This is a genomic window from Klebsiella sp. GN_Kp190 (assembly GCF_040061795.1).
GTDB lineage: Bacteria > Pseudomonadota > Gammaproteobacteria > Enterobacterales > Enterobacteriaceae > Klebsiella > Klebsiella michiganensis.
Genome location: NZ_JBEAFN010000075.1, coordinates 22806 through 46077, shown reverse-complemented (window position 1 = coordinate 46077; position 23272 = coordinate 22806). Strand labels below are relative to the sequence as shown.

The window sequence follows — 23272 nt, the reverse complement described above, 5'->3', positions numbered from 1 at the left end:
TGGCTGGTTATTGTACCATCCTATGAAGCATTTGCCGTTCCCGGCAGCGTTTCGGGCAGCTGCGGTGCGAAGCCACGCAGCCCGACGACGTGCACGTGCTCGTGATTATTCACGACCTTACGCACCAGCTTATAGGTGGTACCTTTTTCCGGGCTGATATTTTCCGGCGCCGCGATAATCAGCTGCATCTCCAGACGATCGCAGAGCTCGAACAGCGTCGCGATAGAGCGAGCATCCAGACGCGCCGCTTCATCAAGGAACAGCAGACGACACGGCGAAATGTCCTTACCGCGCAGGCGCATGGATTCATCTTCCCAGCTCTGTACTACCATCACCAGAATCGACATCCCGGTACCGATAGCCTCACCGGTCGATAGCGCACCGGATTCCGCGCGCAGCCAGCCGTCGGAACCACGGTTAACTTCCACTTCCATCTCCAGATAGTTGCGGTAGTCCAGCAGCTCTTCACCAATGGTCTGCGGCGTACGCTGCCCCATATCAATCTGCGGATTGAGGCGCTGATACAGCTTCGCCAGCGCTTCCGAGAAGGTCAGACGATTGCTGTTAAACAGGTCCTGATGCTGTTCATGCTGTTCTGACAGCACGTCCAGCAGCATCGAGTGGGTTTCCCGCACGTTGACGTTCAGACGCACGCTGTTGACCTGGCCGAAGGAGACGCTCTGCAGCCCCTGGTTGAGCATACGAATACGGTTTTGCTCGCGCTGGATAGTCTTGCGGATAATATTGGCCACGCTGCGGGAGCTGATGGCCAGCTTCTGCTCGCGGTTGGTCAGCTCTTCCGTCAGACGGCTGAGTTCGATCTCCATCTGCTCAATCGCTTCCACCGGATCGTCGGTGCGGATGATATCCTGGCGAATACGCTCGCGCAGATGCTGATAAACGGCGACAAAGAACTGGATTTTACGCTCCGGGCGTTTCGGATCTTCAGAAATACGCAGTACATCGCGCAGGTGTTCGTTATCCGAGACCGCCAGACGCAGCGCGCCGAGCGCCTTATCCGACATCGAGCGCAGTTCATCTGCCGAAAGGTAGGCCAGCTCGCGACGATGCAGGCGACGCTCCACGCCGTTGTCTTTCACCAGGCGCATGACCGCACACCAGCCGGCTTTAGCGCTGACCACCTGTTCGCGCATTTCGCAGTAATCGCGCTCCAGCTTGCGCAGCCTGCGGGTCAGGTTATCCATTTCCGCTTCGCAGAAGGTCAATGCTTTTTCGAGCTGGTTCCGCCGCGCGCGGTTGTTGCTGAGCTGAGCATGAAGCTCATCGCGGCGCAGACGAGCGCGCTCTTCGGCGCCGGCGTCGGCGCGCACGCCAATGTCCTGAAGCTCTTTATGCAGGTCGTTGAGCAGCTCTTTCTTGGTGTCGTAGGAGCTTTTCAGCGATGCCAGCACCTGGTTGTACTGGTTGAGCTGCGCGGCGTGGGTACGCAGCGCTTCGCGAGTACGGGCGCGCTCCGCCTCAGCCTGCTCCAGACGCTGGCGCAGCTTCTCGTTCAGATCGCTATTACCGCTCAGCATCTCTGCGGAATCGGAGTAGCTAAAGTGGGCGCGACGCTGCACCACTTCGGTCAGCGCAAATGCCTGCTGACGCGCGTCGCGCTGAGTCTGCTGCGAATATGCGTAATCTTCTTTCAGCTGTTCAAACTGCTCCGGGTCGCTTTGAAGCACGGAAACGATCGGCTCCAGTTTTGCCAGCTGATTCCCATGCTGCTGGACGAAGCGCGCGGCTTCCTGCGCTTCGTCAAGGCGTTCCTGGATCTCATCCACGCGATCGGCCAGCGAGTCATCGGCCAGCAAATTCAGACGCGGCAGCAGGCGGTTGAGTGCGGATACGCCCTCTTTTGCCTGCTCATACTGCACCCGGTTCTGCTGGTTATCGCTCTCATGGGCGGTCAGCGCCCGCTCCAGTTCGCCGCGACGCGTATTCAGTTTACGGATTTCTTCTTCCGGGTCGTCCTCAAAGGCTACCGCAAGATGGTTACCGATAAAGCGGCTGAACGCCTGATGGAGGCGCTGGGTTTTCTGCACATCAAACGACAGGGTCGCAAAGCGCTCGGACAGGCTTTCGCGCTCGGCGTGCAGCGTTTCAACGCGGCTTTCACGCGCGGCGCGGCCAAACAGCGGCAGCGTCGGGAAGCGTGAATAGCGCCACTGACGATCGGCAATCTTAACGACCACCGCCTTTTCCAGCTCATCGACGCTGAATACGCTGTCATCGAACGACTGCGGATCGCCCTCGATCAGGTAGAGATCTTCGGGACAATCTTCGAGACCTTCCAGCTGATCGGCAATCAGCGACAGATCGGGTACCACAATGGCGTGGCGGGAAGGACCGTAGAGCGCGGAGTAATACGGCGCATCATCGAGGCTCACGTCATCGTAGATTTCCGACAGCAGTACGCCGCCAAAACGTTCCGCCAGCGCGTTCAGGCGCTGATCTTCCGAACCGCCCGGCTGGCTAAGACGCTCAATTTCATCGTCGATAGCGCGCTTGCGGGCCCCGACTTCATCGCGCTCCACGATAGCTTCGCGTTCACGCTCCAGCAGCTGCTGGAGATATTCGGTGACGTCCTGGCTTGACTCAAACTGCTCGCCGCTCTGCTCGCACAGCTGATTGAGGCTGTTCTGCGCCGCCAGCCAGATGGGCGCGCGGCGCATCAGCGTTTGCGTCCGCGACTGCAGCTGTTCCAGCTCCTGACGCAGGGTCATCCGCCGTTCGCTGGCGGTGGAAACGCTGTCGGAAAGGGATGCGATGCGGGCTTCCAGCTCCTGGTGCAGGGCTTCCAGCTCGTCGATATCGTAGCGTTTGCCCTGGCGCTTACAGAACTCATTGAGCTGGCGTTCGGCATCCTGCTGTTCACGCAGACGCTGTTCAAGCTCCGTCAGACGACTGCGCAGCCCGTGCGCCTGTTCGGCCTGATGACGTTGATTAACGCCTTCGCGCAGCAGCTCGCGCGCCACGCTCCAGGCTTCATTACGCGCCAGCGGGCCGTTGATCTCCACCACCAGCTGGTAAGCCTGTTCAAACTGGCTGTGCGCGGTTTGCGCCACGCTCATCTTCTGTTCCAGCGACAGCATTTTCTCCGTCGCTTCCTGCTCTTTCGCCTGGAAAGTTTCCAGCCACTCGTCGGCGCTCTCCGGCGTTAAATCCGGCAGATGGCAGAGGGCTTTTGCCCGCTCCAGCGCCTGCAGCGCCTGGGTGTACTGAATCGCGCGAGTCTGCTGCACGTCCAGCGCCTGCTGGTAGTCGGCAAGCTGGTTTTTCAGCTCATCCACTTCCAGCTCGGCGGCTTCGGCGCGGGCTTCGTTCTCTTCCTGCTGGTCAACCGCTTCCGCGACAACTTCATTTTGCTCTTCGAGGCGAATCTGCAGTTCATCAAGATCCGCTTCATAGCGCTCGATTTTTTCCTGCTGGCGCAGAGCGGTCTGCACCAGGTTCAGATGGTCGCTGGCGGCCTGATAATCGGCTTCCAGATCGCCTTCCGCGCCGTTATGTTCCTGCAGCTCGCGGGCCATATCGACGTGCTTATACTGTTCCGCCGCGAGCTGAGCGCGGGAGGTGAACAGATCGCGACGATACTCCAGCGCCTTGTCGAGATGAATGCGTCGCTCGTTAGCGTGACGCATATAGTCGGCGGCAACGTAGTTGGTGGCTTCGCTGATCAGATGCTTGAACAGATCGCGGTCCGACTGCGTCACGCGGATAGCTTCCAGCGTCATGCGGTTTTCACGCAGCGCCGCTTCCATATCCTGGAACGCCTTACGCACGCCGCCGTTTTCCGGCAACAGGTAGTCGCGCAGCGAGCGGGTAATGGTGCTCGAAATACCGCCGTACAGCGAGGCTTCGATCAGGCGATAGTATTTGCTACGGTCCGAAGCCGAACGCAGGCGGCGAGCCACCACGCCCAGGTCGAACATCAGCGAGTGATACTCGGTAATAGAGTTAAACTGCTTGAACTGCACCCCTTCCATCGCTTCGAGCTTATCTTTCAGCTCGTTGAGCGTCACCACGCGCGCCTGGCGTTCGTTAAGGGTTTCGGTCAGCAGCTGAGTTGGCTGGATGGAGGTTGGCAGGCCCTGGATCGCAAAAGGCTTGATATCGACTTTACGATCGCGACCGGCGACCTGCTGTAGACGAACGCCGACCACCACGCGCTGGTGGCGGGAGTTGATCACGTCCAGCACGGAGTAGCAGACGCCAGCGCGCAGCTTACCGTGCAGGCCTTTATCGCGCGAGCCGCTGGTCGCCCCCGCTTCCGTAGTGTTACGAAAGTGCAGCAGCGTCAGGTCCGGGATCAGTGCGGTGACGAAGGCGGCCATGGTCGTGGATTTACCGGCACCGTTACCACCGGAAAGCGTGGTCACTAATTCATCGAGATCAAAAGTACGGGCAAAAAAACCGTTCCAGTTAACCAGCGTCAGCGAGCGAAACTTACCGCGTTCAATCATTACTCTTCCTCCCCGCTATCCGGCTGATTCTCTTCATTCTCATCATTAAGCTGCAGGCGATTTTCCAGCGCCATCGCTTCACCGTCGCGGATCATACGCAGCTGGGCTTCGCGCGGATCGTCACCGGCGCGCACGTCGGCGCCGAAGCGAAACACCGATTCGGTAATGCGGAATTTGCTGCTGTCATGGCCCATAAACCACACCATGCCGAGGCGGCGCAGGCGGTTGAGCGAAGCGCGCATTTTTTCCTGCAGCTTCTGGCGGTCAAGGTCGGACCCGGTAGAACGGTTATTGACCAGCTTGAGCAGCTTGGCTTCGTCTGCGAGGGTCAGCAGCTCGTCGTAAAGCTCCTGCTGAGTGAAGATGCCCTCGTTGGCCAGACGCTCCGGGCTGAGGTAGAGATAGCAGAGAATTTTACCCACCATCATATCCAGCTCGGAGAGCACCGAGCGCGGGATCAGCGTGGTCGACCGCGGGCGCAGATAGAAAAAACCCTCCGGCGCGCGAATCAGCTCGACGTTGTAGCGAGCATAAAACTCTTCCAGGTAATCCTGAAAATCCATTAAAAATGCGTGATTATCCAGCTCGTCAAGGCCGATATGACGGCCCGCGCGCAGGGCGCTATCCAGCGCCGGAAATAACGGATTAGCCAACGCTTGCGCCAGTTTAACCGGCATCACTTGTTCAATATTTGTCGATGACATGCGCCTGTACCTTGGCTCCGTAATCATTAATCGGCTGCCATTTTGCCGGCAGTCCGGTGAAATCTGCTTGCGCTACGCCCAAACGTACCGCCTGGTCGACCACAATACGCGCGACGTCAAAGTGGCGCGCGCGCGGATACTGCGACAGATATTCGCGTACCACCAGGCCAAGATCCAGCGGCAGTCCCTTCTCTTTATAGACCACCAGCTGTCCTTCAATCAGCGCCGCCAGCTGTTCGCGAATTTCGTTAAACTCTTCGTACTCCAGATCCGTTGGAAGTTCCCCGGTAACCTCTTCATCATGCAGCGCCATCTCTTCATCGCGCATATCAAGCAGACGATCGGCATTCGCATGGGTGAGCGCCCAGGGGGCGTCGAAGTAGGTTTGCACCGACTGACGCAAACGCTGTGCGAAGACGCGGTTTTTATCCATATCAATGGCGGTACGGATAAATTTATGCACGTGGCGATCGTAGCCGATCCACAGGTCAATCGCCTGCTGCCCCCAGCTGACGATACGGTCCAGCTTGCTTTGCAGATCGAACACCAGACGATCGATAAAATTCAGATCGTCGCGCGCCATGGTCGAATCCTGGATACGCAGCAGGTTTGCCTGCAGCTTATCGCCCGCCGCGTCCAGGGTATCCTGCAGTTCCCGCAGGGTGCCGGACGTTTCCGACAGCAGCAGCTCGCAGCTGGAGATCGCCGCCCGCCAGTCTTTGTTCAGCAGCTGGGCAATATCATCTTTCACCAGCTGCTGCTGCTCATCCATGATTCGCTGAGTCAGGTCAATGCTGTCAAAGATTTCCGCTACCGAGTACTTCAGCGGAGCGAAAACGTTACGATGCCAGTGGAACTCATCGCCGCCCTCTTCTGCCGAGTCGGCGGCGCGCTTGAGTTCGCTGGCAACGATGGAGAGCTGCATCGACAGTCGCAGGGTGGAGAACTCGCGCTGGCGAATATAGTAGTCGGTGATCCCAATGCCCAGCGGCGTCAGGCGATAAATAGCGTTACCCTCGGTGATTTCGCTGGTAAAGCGGTTCAGCAGACGCTGGCGCACCATATCGTTAATGGCATTATTGGCGCGCTGGCTGATGGTTTCGCTGGTCTGCTCAAACGCATCACTCACGTGGCGGAACGCATCCACCAGTTCTCCCTCGGTCATTTCCCCTTCCATCCGCTCGCCGTTCAGCGTGGCAATCGCCAGCAGAAAAGAGAGTCTGTCGACCGGCAGCGAAATAGAAAAATCATTTTTCCTGGCCCAGGCAACCAGTTCGGGGACTGTCTGGGAAAATTCACTCATAGTTTATCCTTGCATCTGCGGCTTAAGCGCGGTGACGTGAATATAACGGCCTAAGCTAATATACGGCTCCTGGCGACAGTAGCGCGTTTCCAGCTCCAGCAGCGCCGCAAATTTATCGTGCTGTTGGTGTTTTTCACGCAGATAATCATGAAACACCCGCACGCCGGTCTTGCCGGTAATCTGCCAGCCAATCTCTTCCAGCCAGCCGTAAACCTGCTGCGGATCGCGCGGATAGTCCGGCGACAGCGTGCGTTTTTTCTTTTTCGGCATGCCGATTTGCACATAGTCGAGATTTCCGGCGACCATATTGTGCATCAACAGACCGTTAGCATTGTAGAACATCAGCGACAACGCGCCGCCGGGGCGCAGCATCGACCACAGGGTACGCAACATCGCCTGTGGTTCGGCTATCCACTCCAGCACCGCATGAAACAGTATCAGATCGACCGGACTTTCCAAATGCTGCTCAATATCCTGAGCCGCGCATTGTACAAAATGCATGTTGTCGATCACACCTTTATCGGCAGCCGCCTGCCGGGCACGAGCCACCATTTCACCAGAGAGATCGCATAACGTGACGTGATGCCCCATTTCCGCCACTTTGATCGCCGTCTGCCCTTCGCCGCCGCCCGCGTCAAGAACTCGCAATGGCCCAGGCCCCAGCCGGTCCAGCAGCGGTTGCAGATCCTGCCAGAGGATCGCCTGCCGCAGCTGGCCTTTGGTGGTGCCGTATATATTGCGCGAAAACTTTTCAGCAATATCATCGAAATTACGATCCTGCACGGGTGACTCCACACGCCAACACAAAGCCGCTATTTTGTCATACCCGCGCGGAGAATGAAGCGATCTGTTGTAAGATCCGGGCATATCTTTGGTTATATGGTTAAAAAAGGAACCGTACGGCATGCTTTTTACGCTGAAAAAGGTTTTAGGCGGTATGATGCTGCCGCTTCCCCTGCTGCTGCTGCTCATTGCGTTCGGCATAGCCCTGCTGTGGTTTAGCCGTTTCCAGCGTACCGGCAAGCTCTGCGTCAGCCTCGGCTGGCTGCTGTTGCTGCTGTTGAGCCTGCAACCGGTCGCCGATAGCCTGCTCAAGCCAATTGAAGATAAGTACCCGACGTGGCGAGGTGAAAAGCGCGTGCAGTACGTGGTCGTGCTTGGCGGAGGCTACACCTGGAACCCGGACTGGGCGCCCAGTTCCAATCTCATCAATAATAGCCTGCCGCGGCTGACGGAGGGGATCCGCCTGTGGTATGAAAATCCGGGCTCGAAACTCATCTTTACCGGCGCAGCGGCAAAAACAAATCCGGTCAGTACGGCAGAAGCCGGGGCCAGAGTGGCAGAGAGCCTGGGCATACCGCGCAGCGAAATCCTTGTCCTGGATAAACCCAAAGATACCGAAGAGGAAGCCGCTGCGGTGAAGATGGCGATAGGCGATGCGCCGTTCCTGCTGGTCACCTCCGCCTCTCATCTGCCGCGGGCGATGATTTTCTTTCGCCGCGCCGGGCTAACTCCCCTGCCCGCGCCGGCCAACCAGCTGGCGATTGAGTCACCGCTTAACCCGTGGGAGCGGGCTATTCCCTCGCCCGTCTGGCTCATGCATAGCGATCGGGTGGGTTACGAAACGTTAGGCCGCATCTGGCAGTGGCTAAAAGGTTCTTCAGGCGAGCCAGGGCAGGATTGATTTTGCCGCCAGGTCAAACCGGACGCGGTCAAAGCGTCCGGTATTCACCAGATTATCCACTTCGTCCCACAGCAGATACAGCCAGCGCCGCCAGAGAAACGCTTCCGCCACCGGCGCCCGGCGCAGATAGTGCCACAGCAGCTCCTCTTCCTGACCGCTCTCGGCCAGACGGAAAAGCTCGTATTCCCGCGGCGCCCAGAGCATCATGCCCGGCCCCACCATCGCCAGCAGCTGATCGCTGCGCGGATCTTTAAGCATGCTGCGCAGCGTGAAGCTACCGTGTACCAGCACGCAGTTATCATTGAAACCTTTAAACAAATCCATAAGGCATTCGCGCGTGCGGAACAGGATGCGTTTGTCCTGCATCGTCAGGCCGGTATCCTGATAAAGATTCAGCGTACTCCATAGCACCTCCACGCGCTGGCGGTACCAGTAGGGCCAGAGATTTTCCTGAGTGCTATCGACCATCCCGACGCAGCCGCCGCTATCCTGACGATGCCAGGCCAGCAGCGCTTCCACGATCTGCTCCTGCAGCTGCTCCCAGCGCTCCGGCGTGCGGGCGGGGGCTTCAACCGAGACGCCGCGCAGTCGTTCAATCAGCAGTACATCGGGACCCGGATGCTCGTCGTGCGTCATCACGCCGTAGACAACCGGCATACGGACGGTGCCGCTTCGCGCCAGGGTTGATATCTTCCACGCCAGCTGACGCGCCACGCCCGGCGTCGTAAAGCTGCGCGCCAGCAGCGGCATTGGGTTTCCCTGCGCATCATATAGCGACCACAGCGCCGACGACGGTTTCTCGCTGACGCACTCCACGCGGCTTAGTTTTTCACCCAGCAGGTGGCTCAGCTCGGTACGCAACTGTTCCATTTCTGATTACCCCTATGAATACTACCGGTTTCATAATGAGCGCCTGGGCCGGGGTTGTCATCGGGTGAGATCAAAATTGACGTAAAAAAGTATGGAATAACAGCCTGGGGATATCCCCTCCTGGCGGAGGGGATGGGGGGATTAACGCAGCTCCGCGCGAACGCGCTCCAGATCTTCCGGCGTATCGACACCTGTACCGGGAACCACTTCCGCCACCGCGACATGGATTTTCTCGCCATACCACAGCACGCGCAGCTGCTCGAGCATCTCTATTTGCTCCAGCGGGCTCGGCGCCCAGCTCACATAGCGACGAATAAAACCGGCGCGATAGCCATAAATACCGATATGACGCAGCAGCGAATCACCGATAGCCTCGCGGGATTTAGCGAAACGATCGCGATCCCACGGAATGGTGGCGCGGGAAAAATAGAGCGCGTAGCCCTCAGCATCCATGACGACCTTCACCGCATTTGGATTAAACGCCTCTTCCGCATTGTGGATTGGCACCGCTAAGGTTGCCATACCACTGGTGCTGGCAGCCAGATTCTCGGCTACCTGGCGCACGATCGCGGGCGGGATCATCGGCTCATCGCCCTGAATATTCACAATGATGGTGTCATCGCTGAAGGCGCATTTTTCAACCACCTCGGCCAGGCGTTCGGTACCAGACTGATGATCTTCACGGGTCATGCAGACTTCACCGCCGGCGGCTTCCACCGCGCGGGCCACGTCTGGATGGTCGGTAGCAACGATAATCCGCTCGGCCCCGGATTCGCGAGCGCGTTCCAGAACATGGACAATCATCGGCTTGCCGTTGATATCCTGGAGCGGTTTCCCTGGCAGGCGGGTAGAAGCAAAGCGCGCGGGGATAATAACCACGAAACTCATGACTGGCTCTCTTCTACAGGAAGCGGGCGGGCTTCGGTTTCCAGTAGTACGGGAATGCCTTCACGCAGCGGAAAAGCCAGGCGATCAAGTTTGCAGATCAGTTCTTGCTTATCCTGGCTGTAATACAGCTTACCGTTACAAACCGGACAGGCGATAATTTCAAGTAAACGGTGATCCATGATTCCTCCAGATGGACCGAATAGATTCTTCAGCAGCATATCACACGTGGACTCAGGCAGCGTCAATTTCCCAACCCTGTTGCCGCCCGGTAAAAAGTTCCGCCGGCAGCTTCCCGCAGCTCACCCGCGTGGCGCCCTGCCAGAGGGCAAAATCATCAATGGCGCGTTTTAGCCCGCTCTCCAGACCCGACGTCACCTTGACGCCCTCCTCCAGCCACAGGGCGATAATTTCCAGAACGCCGGTTTTGCGGTGCATTTTGCTATCCATTCTGCCAACCAGTCTCCCCTGGTGCAGCAGCGGTAATACGAAATAGCCATACTGCCGTTTCGGCGCGGGCGTGTAGCACTCCAGGCGATAGGTAAAGTTAAAAAGCTGTTCCGCTCGTTTGCGATCCCAGACTACCGGATCGAAAGGCGAAAGCACCGCGCTGCGGCTGGCGGCGAGCCTACCGCCGGGAGAAGATTCCAGCAGCGCCAGAGCATCACGGTGGAGCCACATTTCGCCCAGCGCTTCAACGTTAACCGGCACCACCAGCCCCTCCTCCTGCCAGCTCGCCAGCAGTAGCGGCAGCGGGGGCTGACGCAGACGATAATAATCCGCCAGCCACTGCGCGCGAAAAACCCCCAGGCTGCGAGCACTATTACGTAACATCATGGCTTCAGCCTGCTCCTGAGAGAGCCCGTCGCGCTCATCGTCCCAGTCCGGCATGACCCGCTGCGTCAGATCGTAAACGCGCTGAAAATTACGCCGCTCGATAACCATCACTTCACCGGCGGTGAATAAGCCTTCAAGATGGCGCTTATGCGGTTTCCACTCCCACCATCCGCTGGCGCCTTTGCGCGGATGCTCGAAGTCGGCCGAGCGAACCGGGCCATTTTCGGCTATATGCGCCAACAGCGCCTGAATGCCCTCGGCGTGTTCGGTCATCCACGCTTTGTGATATTTCCAGCCCATTTTATCCGGCGTCAGCATGCGGTGACGCACCAGTGAAAAGTCGCTGCGCGGTAAAAAGCAGGCTTCGTGCGCCCAGTACTCCATCAGCTCGCCGGCGCGGAGCGCCTCGTCCAGCCAGCGCTGCGGATAGTGGCCGAGGCGGCTGAACAGCACCAGATAAGGACTGCGCGCAACAACGTTGATGGTATCGATTTGCAGCAGGGACATCTGCTTAATGGTTTGCAGAATATCCCCGGGCTTTGCGCGGCGACGGGGCTTTTTTAGCAGCCCCTGAGCGGCAAGGTGAAGATGGCGGGCTTCTTTAAGCGAGAGGGACAATACCGGCATGCAGCTTCTCCGTTAAGGGTTCCGGCGCAAGCGGTGATACGACGATTAGCGTTGCGCCAGGGTAACTAAGTCCGTGAGCAACCGCTGCGCGCGTTGGTCAGTCATTATCGCGTCGACCGGAAGATACCACCAGTTTGCCTGAGCAAATTCGCGGCACTTCACCGCATCTTTTTCGGTCATCAGCAGGGTTTGCTGCGGCGTCGCCAGCGCGGCGACTGCGCTCTGCGCCAATGCCTGATGATCGGCTAAGGCGACGGTTTTTACCGGACTGACGCCGCAGCTTTCAAGGGTGGCGAAGAAGCGCGGCGGGTGGCCGATTCCGGCCATCGCCACCACGTTGTCCAACGCCGCCGCATCCCGGCGTTCGCCGGTCAGCAGATTTACCGCCTGCCCGGGGCGAAGCTGCATCGGGATCTCTCCCGGACGGGCGAGACCGCCGTTAACGATAACCGCATCCACGCTGCGTAAACGCGAAGCGCGCTCGCGCATGGGGCCGGCAGGCAGCCACCAGCCGTTGCCAAAACGGCGCACGCCGTCAATCACCACAATTTCTTTGTCGCGCGCCAGCTTATAGTGCTGCAGGCCATCATCTGTGACGATAAGCTGAAGATCGTGGGCGGCGAGCAGGGCCTGTACCGCATCGCTGCGTACCGGCGAGACGGCAACCGGCGCGCCGGTACGCTGGTAAATCAGCACCGGCTCATCGCCCGCTTCCGCTGTGGGGGTAGCCGTATTCAGCAGCAGCGGATAGCTCACCGCTTTACCGCCGTAGCCGCGTGAAACGACGCCAACGCGAATACCGCGCTGCTGGAGCTGTTCCACCAGCCAGACGACAACCGGCGTTTTACCATTACCGCCCGCGGTCAGATTACCCACCACCACCACCGGCACCGGCGCTCGCCAGGCTTTTTGCCAACCGAGTTTATAGCTCAGCCGTATCAACCCGCTCACCAGGCCATAGAGCCAGGAGAGCGGAAGCAGCAGCCGCCATAAGGGCGACTCACCGGACCAGATGCGTGCAATCATGCGCCGAACTGCATCTTATGCAGCTGGGCGTAAACGCCCTTGTGCTCAAGCAGGTCGGTATGGCTGCCGCGTTCAACGATCTGGCCATCTTCCACCACCACGATCTCGTCGGCCTGCTCAATCGTCGACAGACGGTGGGCAATCACCAGCGAGGTGCGGTTTTTCTGCAGTTCGTCCAGCGCCGCCTGAATAGCGCGTTCCGATTCGGTATCCAGCGCCGACGTGGCTTCGTCGAGGATCAGTATCGGGCTGTTACGCAGCAGGGCGCGAGCGATAGCGATACGCTGGCGCTGACCGCCGGAAAGCATAACGCCGTTTTCCCCGATAATCGTATCCAGGCCATTGTCCATTTTGTTGATAAAGTCCATGGCATAAGCCATACGAGCGGCTTCTTCTATCTGCTCGCGGCTGTACTCTTCGGTACGCGCGTAGGCGATGTTATTCGCTACGGTATCGTTAAAGAGATGAACGTTTTGCGACACCAGCGCAACCTGATCGCGCAGGGAGCTCAGGGTGTATTCACGCAGATCGTGGCCGTCAAGTAAGATCTGCCCATCATCGACATCGTAGAACCGCGTAATCAGGCTGGCGATGGTCGACTTACCCGAACCCGAGCGCCCTACCAGCGCCACGGTTTTCCCTTCCGGAATATTCAGGTCTATATTGCGCAGCGCGGCGACTTCACGTCCCGGGTATCTGAAGGTGACGTTTTTAAATTCGAGGTTGCCCTTCGCGCGTTCGATAACCCGCGTGCCTTCATCTTTCTCCTGCTCGGAGTCAAGGATAGCGAAAAGCGTCTGGCAAGCGGCCATCCCGCGCTGGAACTGCGCGTTGACGTTAGTCAGTGATTTCAGCGGGCGCATCAGGGCGATCATTGAAGAGAAGACAACGGTGATGGTACCCGCCGTCAGCGTCTCCATTACGCTCGGGAAGCTGGCAGCATAAAGCACGAAAGCCAGGGCCAGAGAGGCGATCAGCTGAATAATCGGGTCAGAAATTGACGACGCAGAGACCATTTTCATCCCCTGCAGGCGCATTTTATTGCTGACTTTATCAAAACGTTTGGTTTCGACGGCCTGACCGCCAAACATCAGCACTTCTTTATGCCCTTTCAGCATCTGCTCTGCGCTGGTCGTCACCTGGCCCATGGTGTTCTGCATATTCTTGCTGATATTACGAAAACGCTTCGAGACCACGCGAATCGCAATAGACACGATCGGCGCCAGCACGATCAGAATCAATGACAGCTGCCAGCTGTAATAAAACATCATCGCGAAGAGGCCAATAATCGACGCGCCTTCGCGCACAACGGTAATCAGCGCGCTGGAGGAAGAAGACGCGACCTGCTCGGAATCATAGGTAATACGCGATAGCAGCGTCCCTGTGGACTGTTTGTCAAAGAAGGCAACCGGCATCCCCATCATGTGGCTGAATAAACGACGGCGCATCGTCATCACGACCTTGCCGGAAACCCAGGAGATACAGTAGCTCGAAACGTAGCTGGTAATGCCGCGCAGAACCATCAACCCGATCACCACCAGCGGCATCCATATCAGCACCGAGCGATCCGTTTTACCAAAACCATCATCCAATAACGGTTTAAGAAGCGATAGCATGAAGGTATCACTAGCCGCGTTAAGCACTAACGCTACCGCTGCCACGATTAGCCCGGGTTTAAACGGCGCTATAATCGGCCAGAGTCGGCGGAAGGTCTGCCACGTGGAGAGATCTTTATCGTTCTGCATTCAATAAACCAGCTTGTGTTGAAATAGCCGCATATTCTACCCGTTCTACGCCTTCCCGCCAAACCACTGATGATACCATCGCGGTAAAACTTGATCCCGTAAGCCATGGATTTGCCAGCTATCCGGAGAAAAAACCACCGTAATTTGCCCCTGATGCGGCGTGTCGAACCACTGATAGCTCTGTTTTCGGTAGCGCTGAATCACTTTGGTTGATGGCATGCGCCATGCGTTATAGCGCGAAGCGGAAGCCAGCGCAGCTTCTCCGCCAACGCTCCGCAGCAGGGCGATTCCCGACGAGGTATTACTGCCGTGGTGGGGGACCTGGATAAGTGTAGACGTAAGATGCTGCCAGTAGCGGCTAATCATCGCCCGTTCCGCGGGCGTTTCGATATCCCCGGTCAGCAGAATACTGTGTTTACCGTCATCAATACGCACCACGCACGAGCGATTATTCCCCTGCGCTGTCGCTCCGGGCAGCGGCCAGAGCGCGCGAAAGGTTAAACCCCGCCACTGCCAGGTTTCTCCGCGCTGGCAGGCTAAATGACCCGCCCAGCCTAAAGGGCTTCGCACCCATATCCGGGGCCACGCCTTTAACACCGAATTTAGCCCGCCGCGGTGATCGAGATGCTCGTGGCTGAGAACGACGCCTTCAAGCTGCAAATGATGCCAGCGTAGCCAGGGAATAATGATCTGCTGACCGCTGTCTCCCTCGGGCCAGGCCAGGCCGGTATCATAGAGAAGCGCCGCGCCCTCGCGTTCAATCACCATTGCCAGCCCCTGCCCGACATCCAGCATGGTGACTCGCCATTCGTTAGCAGCCGTGCTCCGCCAGAAGGGCCAGCTCAATAGCCCGAGCAATGCTAAACAAAACGCGGGCAACGTGCGCCACGCATGAAAACGCCAGACGATTAACGCCAGCCACGGCAGCAAGCTTATCCCAAGCCAGCGCGCATCCAGCGCCAGCCAGCCGGGCGGTAGCTGTCGTAAGAACCAGAATAGCGCGGCCAGAACACGGTCCGCCGATTGCCAGACCGCCATCTCAATGATAAACGGCGCGCAGAGGTGTAAAAACATCGCGGTCAGAATTAGCGGGACAACGACAAAGGTCACCAGCGGCACGGCAATCAAGTTGGCCAGTACGGACGTCAGGCTGATACCGTGAAAAAGTGCGATCTGTAGAGGAGCAAGTAAAAACATTAAACCGATCTGCAGATGACATAACGCGAGGCTTTGACGCAGTAGCCCGCTCCTTTTGCCGCCCGGCAGCGGCGCCAGCTGATACCAGAAGATAAGCGCCGCAACGGCAAACGCGGAAAGCCAGAGGCTTTCGGACAACACCGCCAGCGGATCGGCAAACAGTATTGCGCCAATGCAGCAGACCCATAGCTGCGATGGCGACCAGCGTTTTCCGGATAGCCGCAGCGCGCAGCCGGCGGCCAGCGCGACGCAGGTGCGCAACGCGGGTGGCTGCATGCCGGTCAGCCCGGCGTAAAAAATCGCGCTCGCCAGGCCAACGAGCAGCGGCGCCCGCCAGCCAAGCCAGCGGCACGGGAGAAAAAACTGCACACCTCTGAGCAGCAACCAGCCCAATGAAGCCCCTAGCGCGATATGTAAGCCAGAAATCGCCATCAGGTGCGATGTCCCGGTTTCCTGCATCAGGGTCTTTATCTCGCGCGGTATCGCCAGACGCTCCCCCATGCCTAACCCTAGCATCACCGATTGCCACGGCAACGCGTTCAGCGTTTGATTCAGCGAAGCAAGATAACGCGCCCGCAAACTACAGGTCCGCACCCGAACGTCAGCGGTGATAAAGAGTCCGGTTAACGGACGATGCTGCGACAATGCATGACGCTGGCTATCAAACCCGCCATCGTTGAGCTGTCCGTGTACCGGACGCGCGCGCAGCGTCATTGCCCAAATCTGACCTGCGCAGGGCGTTTCTGGCAGGTAGCTGCCGTAGAGGCTAATCCCTGGCGCAGGAAACAGCCGTCGCCCATCCAGACGGATAATCTTCCCCTGATGCGTTGTCTGCCCGTCCGTTGCGGTTAGCTCAACGTCAACCTGGCGATTCCTGTCCGTTAACCTCTCCGTCGGCCACAGCACCTCGCCTGCGCTGAGGGCTCCCCAGACAAAAAACAGCGTTATCAATGCCGCATATTGCGCAGGTCTGCGTCGACATTGCGCAATGAGTAGCGCCAGGGCCATGAGCCCCCAGATAACCCACCGCCCGGGCAGCACTGGCAGCCAGAGCAGTGGCAGAATACCGATAATCACACAGCCGGCAAGTTGTGGTAAACGCATTAGCACCTCCCTGTCAGAGGGAGTGTTACGCTAAACGGGGAGTGTGTCGCCAGGCAAGGAAAGGAACTGCGCCGCGCCATCCGCAAAATCTACCGCGTTAACGCAACAGAACCCGCGTTTTGTGAGGTCACTTCAAAGAGAGATTTAAAGGCATAAAAAAAGCACCCGAAGGTGCTTTTTTAACGTTTAAGTATGTTGTCGCCGATCGGCGAAACTTACTCTTCGTAAATATTGGCGCGGTCGCGTAATTCTTTGCCCGGCTTAAAGTGGGGAACGTATTTACCTTCCAGTTCAACTTTATCGCCAGTCTTTGGGTTACGCCCGGTGCGGGGTGCTCGATAATGCAGAGAGAAGCTGCCGAAACCGCGGATTTCAATGCGCTCGCCTTGAGCAAGCGTTGAGGCCATATGCTCCAGCATTTCTTTAACAGCATCTTCCACTGCTTTCGCAGGAATGTGAGATTGCTGGCTGGCAAGTCTTTCTATCAATTCTGACTTGGTCATTATTCCTCCGGTTTCCTTCAAGGCAAAATTAGCTAACAGCTTAAACAAGGGCGGCCGTAGCCGCCCTTTGTGCTTGATTACAGGACGAATCCTGCAATCTGTCAAGTAAACTCGTCGTAATTCAGGTTGTTGTAACCCGAAAGACTAAGATTACTCGCCTTTAGCTGCTTTGAAAGCTTCAGCCATTGCGTTGTTGGAGAAGTTTGCATCTTCCTGTTTGTTAACAGTTGCGATTGCATCTTTCTCGTCAGCTTCGTCTTTCGCACGAACAGACAGGCTGATTGCGCGGTTTTTACGATCAACGCCGGTGAATTTAGCTTCAACGTCGTCGCCAACGCTCAGAACCAGAGTTGCATCTTCAACGCGGTCACGGGAAGCTTCAGAAGCGCGCAGGTAACCTTCAACGCCGTCAGCCAGCTCTACGGTTGCGCCTTTAGCGTCAACTGCAGTGACTTTACCGTTTACGATTGCGCCTTTCTTGTTCAGTGCAACCCAGTTGTTGAACGGATCTTCTGCGAGCTGTTTAACGCCCAGAGAGATACGCTCGCGCTCTGCGTCAACCTGCAGAACAACTGCTGCGATTTCGTCGCCTTTTTTGTATTCACGAACTGCTTCTTCGCCTGCAACGTTCCAGGAGATGTCAGACAGGTGAACCAGGCCATCGATGCCGCCGTCCAGGCCGATGAAGATACCGAAGTCAGTGATAGACTTGATTTTACCTTCAACACGGTCGCCCTTGTTGTGGGTTTCCGCGAACTGCTGCCATGGGTTGTTTTTGCACTGCTTCAGGCCCAGGGAGATACGGCGACGTTCTTCGTCGATATCCAGAACCATAACTTCCACTACATCGCCAACGTTAACAACTTTGGACGGGTGGATGTTTTTGTTGGTCCAGTCCATTTCGGAAACGTGAACCAGGCCTTCAACGCCTTCTTCGATTTCAACGAAGCAGCCGTAGTCGGTCAGGTTGGTCACGCGACCGGTCAGTTTGGTACCTTCCGGATAACGCTTAGCGATAGCTACCCACGGATCTTCGCCCAGCTGTTTCAGGCCAAGAGATACACGAGTACGTTCGCGGTCGAACTTCAGCACTTTAACAGTGATTTCGTCGCCAACGTTTACGATTTCGCTCGGATGCTTAACGCGTTTCCATGCCATATCGGTAATGTGCAGCAGGCCGTCAACGCCGCCCAGATCAACGAATGCACCGTAGTCAGTGAGGTTCTTAACGATACCTTTAACTTCCATGCCTTCCTGCAGGTTTTCCAGCAGCTGATCGCGCTCTGCGCTGTTTTCGGATTCGATAACGGCACGACGAGAAACAACAACGTTGTTACGTTTCTGGTCCAGCTTGATGACTTTGAATTCAAGCTCTTTGCCTTCCAGGTGCAGCGTATCGCGCACCGGACGAACGTCTACCAGGGAGCCCGGCAGGAACGCACGAATACCATTCAGCTCAACAGTGAAGCCACCTTTAACTTTGCCGTTGATAATACCGACTACAGTTTCAGCGTCTTCGTAAGCTTTTTCCAGCGTGATCCAAGCTTCGTGACGTTTAGCTTTCTCACGGGACAGCAGGGTTTCACCGAAGCCGTCTTCTACTGCATCCAGAGCAACGTCAACTTCGTCACCAACCTGGATTTCCAGCTCGCCCTGGGCGTTTTTGAACTGCTCTGCCGGAATGGCAGACTCAGATTTCAGACCGGCGTCAACCAGTACTACGTCTTTGTCGATAGCAACAACAACACCACGAACGATGGAACCCGGACGGGTTTCGATTGTTTTTAAGGATTCTTCAAATAGTTGAGCAAAAGATTCAGTCATGTTTAATCTTCAGGTTTCATATTTAACGTCCACCTGGCTCCATGCCGGATGGGGTTGTTTAACATACCCGCTAACACTCCATTGCTGCGGGGGTACTGCTATAATTCGGAGGCTGTTGTGCTTTATCGATAAGACGATTAAGCGGAAGCCAGTTTTTCGCGCGCATAGTGTAGCGCTTTTTCAATCACTTGCTCAATGTTTAGTTCTGTTGAATCAAGAACTAAAGCATCGGCAGCCGGGATCAGCGGCGCGACTGTACGATTGCGATCGCGATCGTCGCGCTCTTTTATCTCGGATAAAAGGCGATCAAAGTTAACACTAAAGCCCTTCTCCTGCAACTGAAGCATGCGGCGATGAGCACGTTCCTCCGCGGAGGCGTCAAGGAAAATTTTCACCTGCGCATCAGGGAATACGACGGTGCCCATATCGCGTCCGTCGGCGATCAGGCCTGGCAATTCGCGAAAGGCCCGCTGGCGGCGCAGCAACGCTTCACGCACGCGGGGAAAAGCCGCCACTTTAGAGGCCGTGTTGGCAACATCCTGAGTGCGAATCTCAGCGCTAACGTCCTCCCCCTCCAGCACCACTTCCAGGCTACCGTTAGTGGAGACAAAACGAACATCCAGGTGCGCAGCCAGCGGCACCAGCGCCTCTTCGGATTCAACATCCACATGATGATGTAGCGCAGCGAGAGCAAGCACGCGATAAATCGCCCCAGAGTCGAGCAGATGCCAGCCCAGCGTTTCTGCCATTGCCTTGCATAAGGTGCCTTTGCCCGCACCGCCAGGCCCATCAATGGTGATTACCGGAACTGTTGCCGTCATCTTTTTCTCCTTCAGCAAGGCGCATCAATATATAAACGCCGCGCATTATACGCATCTCTTCGACGGAAAGTGAGCATTGCTTGTAAATTACGGATAACAGGAAATCTCCTGTGGAAGAATTGTGCAATTATAGCGGGCTGACAGAGCAACAGCCCGGAAGATGATGCCGTTTTACCGTTAATCTGCGGCGATGCCAGCGCGAATGTACTGCGCCAGGGCATGCCGGTTTAACACGCGGGCATAAAAAAACGCCGGCACGATGGCCGGCGTTTTTACCTTAAACGCGCGTTATTCAGGCCAGCGTACTGATTCGCGCCAGCTGCTCGAAGTAGTCCGGGAACGTTTTCGCCGTACACTTCGGATCAAGGATGGTGACCGGCGTATCGGAAAGCGCCACCAGCGAGAAGCACATTGCCATACGGTGGTCGTTATAGGTGCCGATCTCAGCAAACTGGAGCTTCGCGGGCGGAGTAATGCGGATGTAATCCTCCCCCTCTTCCACCTCTGCCCCCACTTTACGCAGCTCCGTGGCCATCGCAAACAGGCGATCGGTCTCTTTGACACGCCAGTTATAGATGTTGCGCAGCGTCGTGGTGCCCTTCGCGAACAGGGCCGCCGTGGCGATGGTCATCGCCGCATCCGGAATATGATTCATATCCATATCGATGGCGTTCAGTTCACCATGGGTGCAGGCAATGAAGTCATCGCCCCAGGTGACGGTTGCGCCCATTTTTTCCAGCACATCGGCAAAACGGATATCGCCCTGGACGCTGTTGCGGCCGATACCGGTGACTTTCACCGTTCCGCCCTTAATCGCGCCGGCGGCGAGGAAGTAGGATGCCGAGGAGGCATCGCCTTCAACCAGGTAGTCGCCCGGCGAGCGGTAGTGTTGATTGCCGCGTACGATAAAACGCTGGTAAGACTGATTTTCAACCTCAACGCCAAAGGTTTTCATCAGGTGCAGCGTAATATCAATATAAGGTTTGGAAACCAGATCGCCTTTAATCGCGATGACGGTATCCTGAGGCGCCAGCGGGGCGGTCATCAGGAGCGCGGTCAGAAACTGGCTGGAAACGCTGCCGTCCACTTCAACCTGGCCGCCGCTGAAACCGCCGCGCAGGCGCAGCGGCGGGTAGTTTTCCTGCTCCAGGTAATCAATCTGCGCCCCGCCCTGACGCAGCGCGTCAACCAGGTGGCCAATCGGCCGCTCTTTCATTCGCGGCTCGCCGGTCAGCACAATATCGTTACGGCCTAAACATAACGCCGCCGCCAGCGGACGCATCGCCGTTCCGGCATTACCGAGGAACAGTTCTAATGCTTCAGCCGCCTGCAGAGGGCCGCCGTTGCCGGTGACTTCACAGCGGGTACGATCGGAAGACAGGGTGTAATGAACTCCCAGCGCGCTCAGGGCATTCAGCATGTGGCGTACATCGTCGCTATCCAGCAGGTTGGTCAGCACCGTCGTGCCGCGGGCCAAAGCCGCCAGCAGCAAGGCACGGTTAGAGACACTCTTGGACCCGGGCAGGTTAATCGTGCCATCTACGCGTGCGATGGGTTGTAACGTCAGGGATTCCATTAAACTCAACTCTCAAACAAACAGAATAAAAACCCCGCAGACCGGCTGCGGGGATGAAAAAACGCGGCGGCGATTAACCGTGACGGCGTTCGAAGTCCTGCATAAAATCGGTCAGCGCCTTCACGCCCGCCAGCGGCATGGCGTTATAAATGGAAGCGCGCATGCCGCCCACGACGCGGTGGCCCTTCAGCGCATGCAGACCTGCGGCAAAGGACTCTTCGAGGAACAGTTTATCAAGCGCGCTGTCCGCCAGTTGGAACGGCACGTTCATCCGCGAGCGGTTCGCCGCAGCGACATCGTTGCGATAGAAACCGCTGTTATCGATGGTGCTATACAGCAGGTCGGCTTTCTGCTGGTTGATTTTATCCATAGCGGCAACGCCGCCCTGCTCTTTCAGCCATTTAAACACCAGACCTGACAGGTACCAGGCAAACGTCGGCGGCGTGTTAAACATGGAGTCATTGGCGGATAGGATGGAGTAATCAAGAATCGACGGGCAGGCTACGCTGGCTTTACCCAGCAGATCTTCGCGCACAATAATCAGCGTCAGACCTGCGGGACCGATGTTTTTCTGCGCGCCCGCGTAGATTACGCCATAGCGGCTGACGTCAATTTCACGGGATAAAATCGTCGATGACAAATCCGCCGTGACGACCACATCGTCGCCAAAGTTTGGCGCTTCTTCAATGGCAATACCGTCAATGGTTTCGTTCGGGCAGTAGTGCAGGTAGGCCGCGCCAGGGGTCAGCTGCCATTCGCTCATCGGCTTAACCGCGCGCAGGCCGTCAACGGTGATTTTGGCGTCGATCACGTTGGGCGTGCAGTATTTATGCGCTTCTTTTACCGCGCTGGCCGCCCAGTAGCCGGCATCGACGTAGTCGGCAACGGTTTTATCGCCAAGCAGGTTCAGCGGGATACCGGCAAACTGTCCGCGACCGCCGCCGTGGCAGAATAAAACTTTATAGTTGGAAGGAATATTGAGCAGGGAGCGAAAATCCTGTTCCGCTTCTTCAGCCACCTTAATGAACTCTTTACCACGGTGGCTGATTTCCATCACCGACGTCCCCAAACCGTTCCAGTCGCACAGTTCCTTTTGTGCCAGTTTGAGTACTTCCGCCGGCAGCATTGCCGGGCCTGAACTGAAGTTATAGACCTGAGCCATTTCCCCTCACCACTTGCTATGTTATTTACCCGCGAACCGTCTCGGGCATAAGTTATTCCTGTGGCTATCGGTTTTATCATTCAGTGACACGCACCGCAATGGCTAAAACTGAGCGTCGGGGAAATGCGGCCTCGCTCACACAAAAGAATCTGCCAGCTTGACGTCATAAAACCGACATAATTGCTGTCAGGTGACTCTTTTTGCCCGGCTGACCTTCGACCATTCTGCATTTGCGCAGCGAGGGCATAATTGTTTATCCCCGGCTCGTAGCGTAAGGATTGCGCTACAGCGAACGCAGGCATACTCGTCGTCCCGGGGTATCGTGGTAAAACGATCGGTAAAGCGGGAAGGAAGAATGGAGAGTCCGGCTTTAACATCGTCATCCTCATAGAAATAGAGGCTGATCTGGCCGTTGGTTTCCAGAATAGCCAGCCGCACCTGCCCCAGTTGCTCAACCCCGCTGATTCGCAGCTCCATAAAAAACTCAAATTCGGTCATGTTTTCCGCCTGCAGTTTCTCCCAGGCCAGCTCGCCGTTTTCCACAACAATAATCGGCTTACCCTCCAGCAGATCCTCCAGTTTTTCGCTATGCCCCATCAGCCACATAATCAATCGGTACAGCAGGGCCAGAGTGATAAAAACCGCCAGTACCGGCAGCATCGGAACGTCATCATAGAATGCGACGTCGCCCGCGGCCGAACCGAGGGTCAAAATGATGAGCACTTCGAACAGTGACATCTGACGAACGCCCCGCCGCCCGGTTATCTTGAGAAAAATAAATACCAGTACGAAGGTGTAGAGGCTCCGTAATGCCACCTCGGCCAGAAATTCCACGGGCACTTTATCCAGTGCCATACGATGCCAGTCAAATGTCTTCATGATTAACGCCTGAACAGTTATTGAGTGACATAAGCATAGCCAGACGATGGAGATAG

General features: G+C 56.8%; 17 protein-coding genes and 1 pseudogene. 1 reads left to right on the top strand and 17 read right to left on the bottom strand.

Annotated elements, in window-relative coordinates; genetic code table 11:
* Nucleotides 1-20 precede the first annotated feature (20 nt).
* The 4 genes and pseudogenes from mukB to cmoM all read right to left on the bottom strand — a co-directional run bounded on the left by mukB (nucleotide 21) and on the right by cmoM (nucleotide 7259).
* The gene (mukB, locus tag ABLU67_RS27555) at nucleotides 21-4469 is read right to left on the bottom strand and encodes a chromosome partition protein MukB (RefSeq protein ID WP_048261061.1); all 4449 of its coding nucleotides are present in this window, start codon (nucleotides 4467-4469) and stop codon (nucleotides 21-23) included.
* Nucleotides 4469-5173, bottom strand: coding sequence for a chromosome partition protein MukE (gene mukE, locus ABLU67_RS27550; RefSeq protein WP_004100725.1), 705 nt, complete (start codon nucleotides 5171-5173; stop codon nucleotides 4469-4471). Before mukE ends, mukB begins: the two co-directional genes overlap by 1 nt.
* Nucleotides 5154-6476 (bottom strand): chromosome partition protein MukF, encoded by a 1323-nt coding sequence (gene mukF, locus ABLU67_RS27545; RefSeq protein WP_014228648.1) that lies wholly within the window; start codon nucleotides 6474-6476, stop codon nucleotides 5154-5156. The genes mukE and mukF overlap by 20 nt, the downstream gene beginning before the upstream one ends.
* Nucleotides 6473-7259 (bottom strand): annotated as a pseudogene (gene cmoM / locus ABLU67_RS27540) (tRNA uridine 5-oxyacetic acid(34) methyltransferase CmoM). The gene mukF and the pseudogene cmoM overlap by 4 nt, the downstream one beginning before the upstream one ends.
* Nucleotides 7260-7380: 121 nt before the next feature.
* Here cmoM and elyC point away from each other — a divergent pair.
* Nucleotides 7381-8160: an envelope biogenesis factor ElyC gene (elyC, locus tag ABLU67_RS27535; RefSeq protein ID WP_032748912.1), complete on the top strand. Its 780-nt coding sequence runs from the start codon at nucleotides 7381-7383 to the stop codon at nucleotides 8158-8160.
* On the opposite strand, the gene ABLU67_RS27530 is transcribed toward elyC, so the two are convergent.
* The 13 genes from ABLU67_RS27530 to ABLU67_RS27470 form a co-directional block, all read right to left on the bottom strand.
* Entirely contained in the window at nucleotides 8137-9030 is an 894-nt protein-coding gene (locus ABLU67_RS27530) for a YcbJ family phosphotransferase (RefSeq protein WP_014228646.1), read from the bottom strand. The genes elyC and ABLU67_RS27530 overlap by 24 nt on opposite strands.
* 141 nt (nucleotides 9031-9171) lie before the next feature.
* The gene (gene kdsB, locus ABLU67_RS27525; protein WP_200913738.1) at nucleotides 9172-9918 is read right to left on the bottom strand and encodes a 3-deoxy-manno-octulosonate cytidylyltransferase; all 747 of its coding nucleotides are present in this window, start codon (nucleotides 9916-9918) and stop codon (nucleotides 9172-9174) included.
* Nucleotides 9915-10097 (bottom strand): protein YcaR, encoded by a 183-nt coding sequence (gene ycaR, locus ABLU67_RS27520; RefSeq protein WP_004130952.1) that lies wholly within the window; start codon nucleotides 10095-10097, stop codon nucleotides 9915-9917. Before ycaR ends, kdsB begins: the two co-directional genes overlap by 4 nt.
* 52 nt (nucleotides 10098-10149) lie before the next feature.
* Nucleotides 10150-11379 carry a winged helix-turn-helix domain-containing protein gene (locus tag ABLU67_RS27515; protein ID WP_187228818.1) on the bottom strand — a complete coding sequence of 410 codons (1230 nt, stop codon included), beginning with the start codon at nucleotides 11377-11379 and terminating at the stop codon, nucleotides 10150-10152.
* Nucleotides 11380-11424: 45 nt separating this feature from the next.
* Nucleotides 11425-12405, bottom strand: a complete 981-nt coding sequence (gene lpxK, locus ABLU67_RS27510; protein WP_025107505.1) for a tetraacyldisaccharide 4'-kinase — start codon at nucleotides 12403-12405, stop codon at nucleotides 11425-11427.
* Nucleotides 12402-14150 carry a lipid A ABC transporter ATP-binding protein/permease MsbA gene (gene msbA, locus ABLU67_RS27505; protein WP_004849478.1) on the bottom strand — a complete coding sequence of 583 codons (1749 nt, stop codon included), beginning with the start codon at nucleotides 14148-14150 and terminating at the stop codon, nucleotides 12402-12404. The genes lpxK and msbA overlap by 4 nt, the downstream gene beginning before the upstream one ends.
* A gap of 45 nt (nucleotides 14151-14195) precedes the next feature.
* Entirely contained in the window at nucleotides 14196-16451 is a 2256-nt protein-coding gene (locus ABLU67_RS27500) for a ComEC family protein (RefSeq protein ID WP_348852615.1), read from the bottom strand.
* A gap of 215 nt (nucleotides 16452-16666) precedes the next feature.
* Nucleotides 16667-16954: an integration host factor subunit beta gene (ihfB, locus tag ABLU67_RS27495; RefSeq protein WP_004100704.1), complete on the bottom strand. Its 288-nt coding sequence runs from the start codon at nucleotides 16952-16954 to the stop codon at nucleotides 16667-16669.
* Between the two features lie 150 nt (nucleotides 16955-17104).
* Nucleotides 17105-18778 carry a 30S ribosomal protein S1 gene (gene rpsA / locus ABLU67_RS27490; RefSeq protein ID WP_004100702.1) on the bottom strand — a complete coding sequence of 558 codons (1674 nt, stop codon included), beginning with the start codon at nucleotides 18776-18778 and terminating at the stop codon, nucleotides 17105-17107.
* A gap of 137 nt (nucleotides 18779-18915) precedes the next feature.
* Nucleotides 18916-19599, bottom strand: coding sequence for a (d)CMP kinase (gene cmk, locus ABLU67_RS27485; RefSeq protein WP_004849475.1), 684 nt, complete (start codon nucleotides 19597-19599; stop codon nucleotides 18916-18918).
* A 292-nt stretch (nucleotides 19600-19891) separates the two neighbouring features.
* Nucleotides 19892-21175, bottom strand: coding sequence for a 3-phosphoshikimate 1-carboxyvinyltransferase (aroA, locus tag ABLU67_RS27480; protein WP_004849473.1), 1284 nt, complete (start codon nucleotides 21173-21175; stop codon nucleotides 19892-19894).
* Nucleotides 21176-21248: 73 nt separating this feature from the next.
* Nucleotides 21249-22337 carry a 3-phosphoserine/phosphohydroxythreonine transaminase gene (gene serC, locus ABLU67_RS27475; protein ID WP_004849472.1) on the bottom strand — a complete coding sequence of 363 codons (1089 nt, stop codon included), beginning with the start codon at nucleotides 22335-22337 and terminating at the stop codon, nucleotides 21249-21251.
* Between the two features lie 186 nt (nucleotides 22338-22523).
* On the bottom strand, nucleotides 22524-23216 hold the full coding sequence (locus ABLU67_RS27470; RefSeq protein ID WP_014228639.1) for a DUF421 domain-containing protein: 693 nt from the start codon (nucleotides 23214-23216) through the stop codon (nucleotides 22524-22526).
* Nucleotides 23217-23272 lie beyond the last annotated feature (56 nt).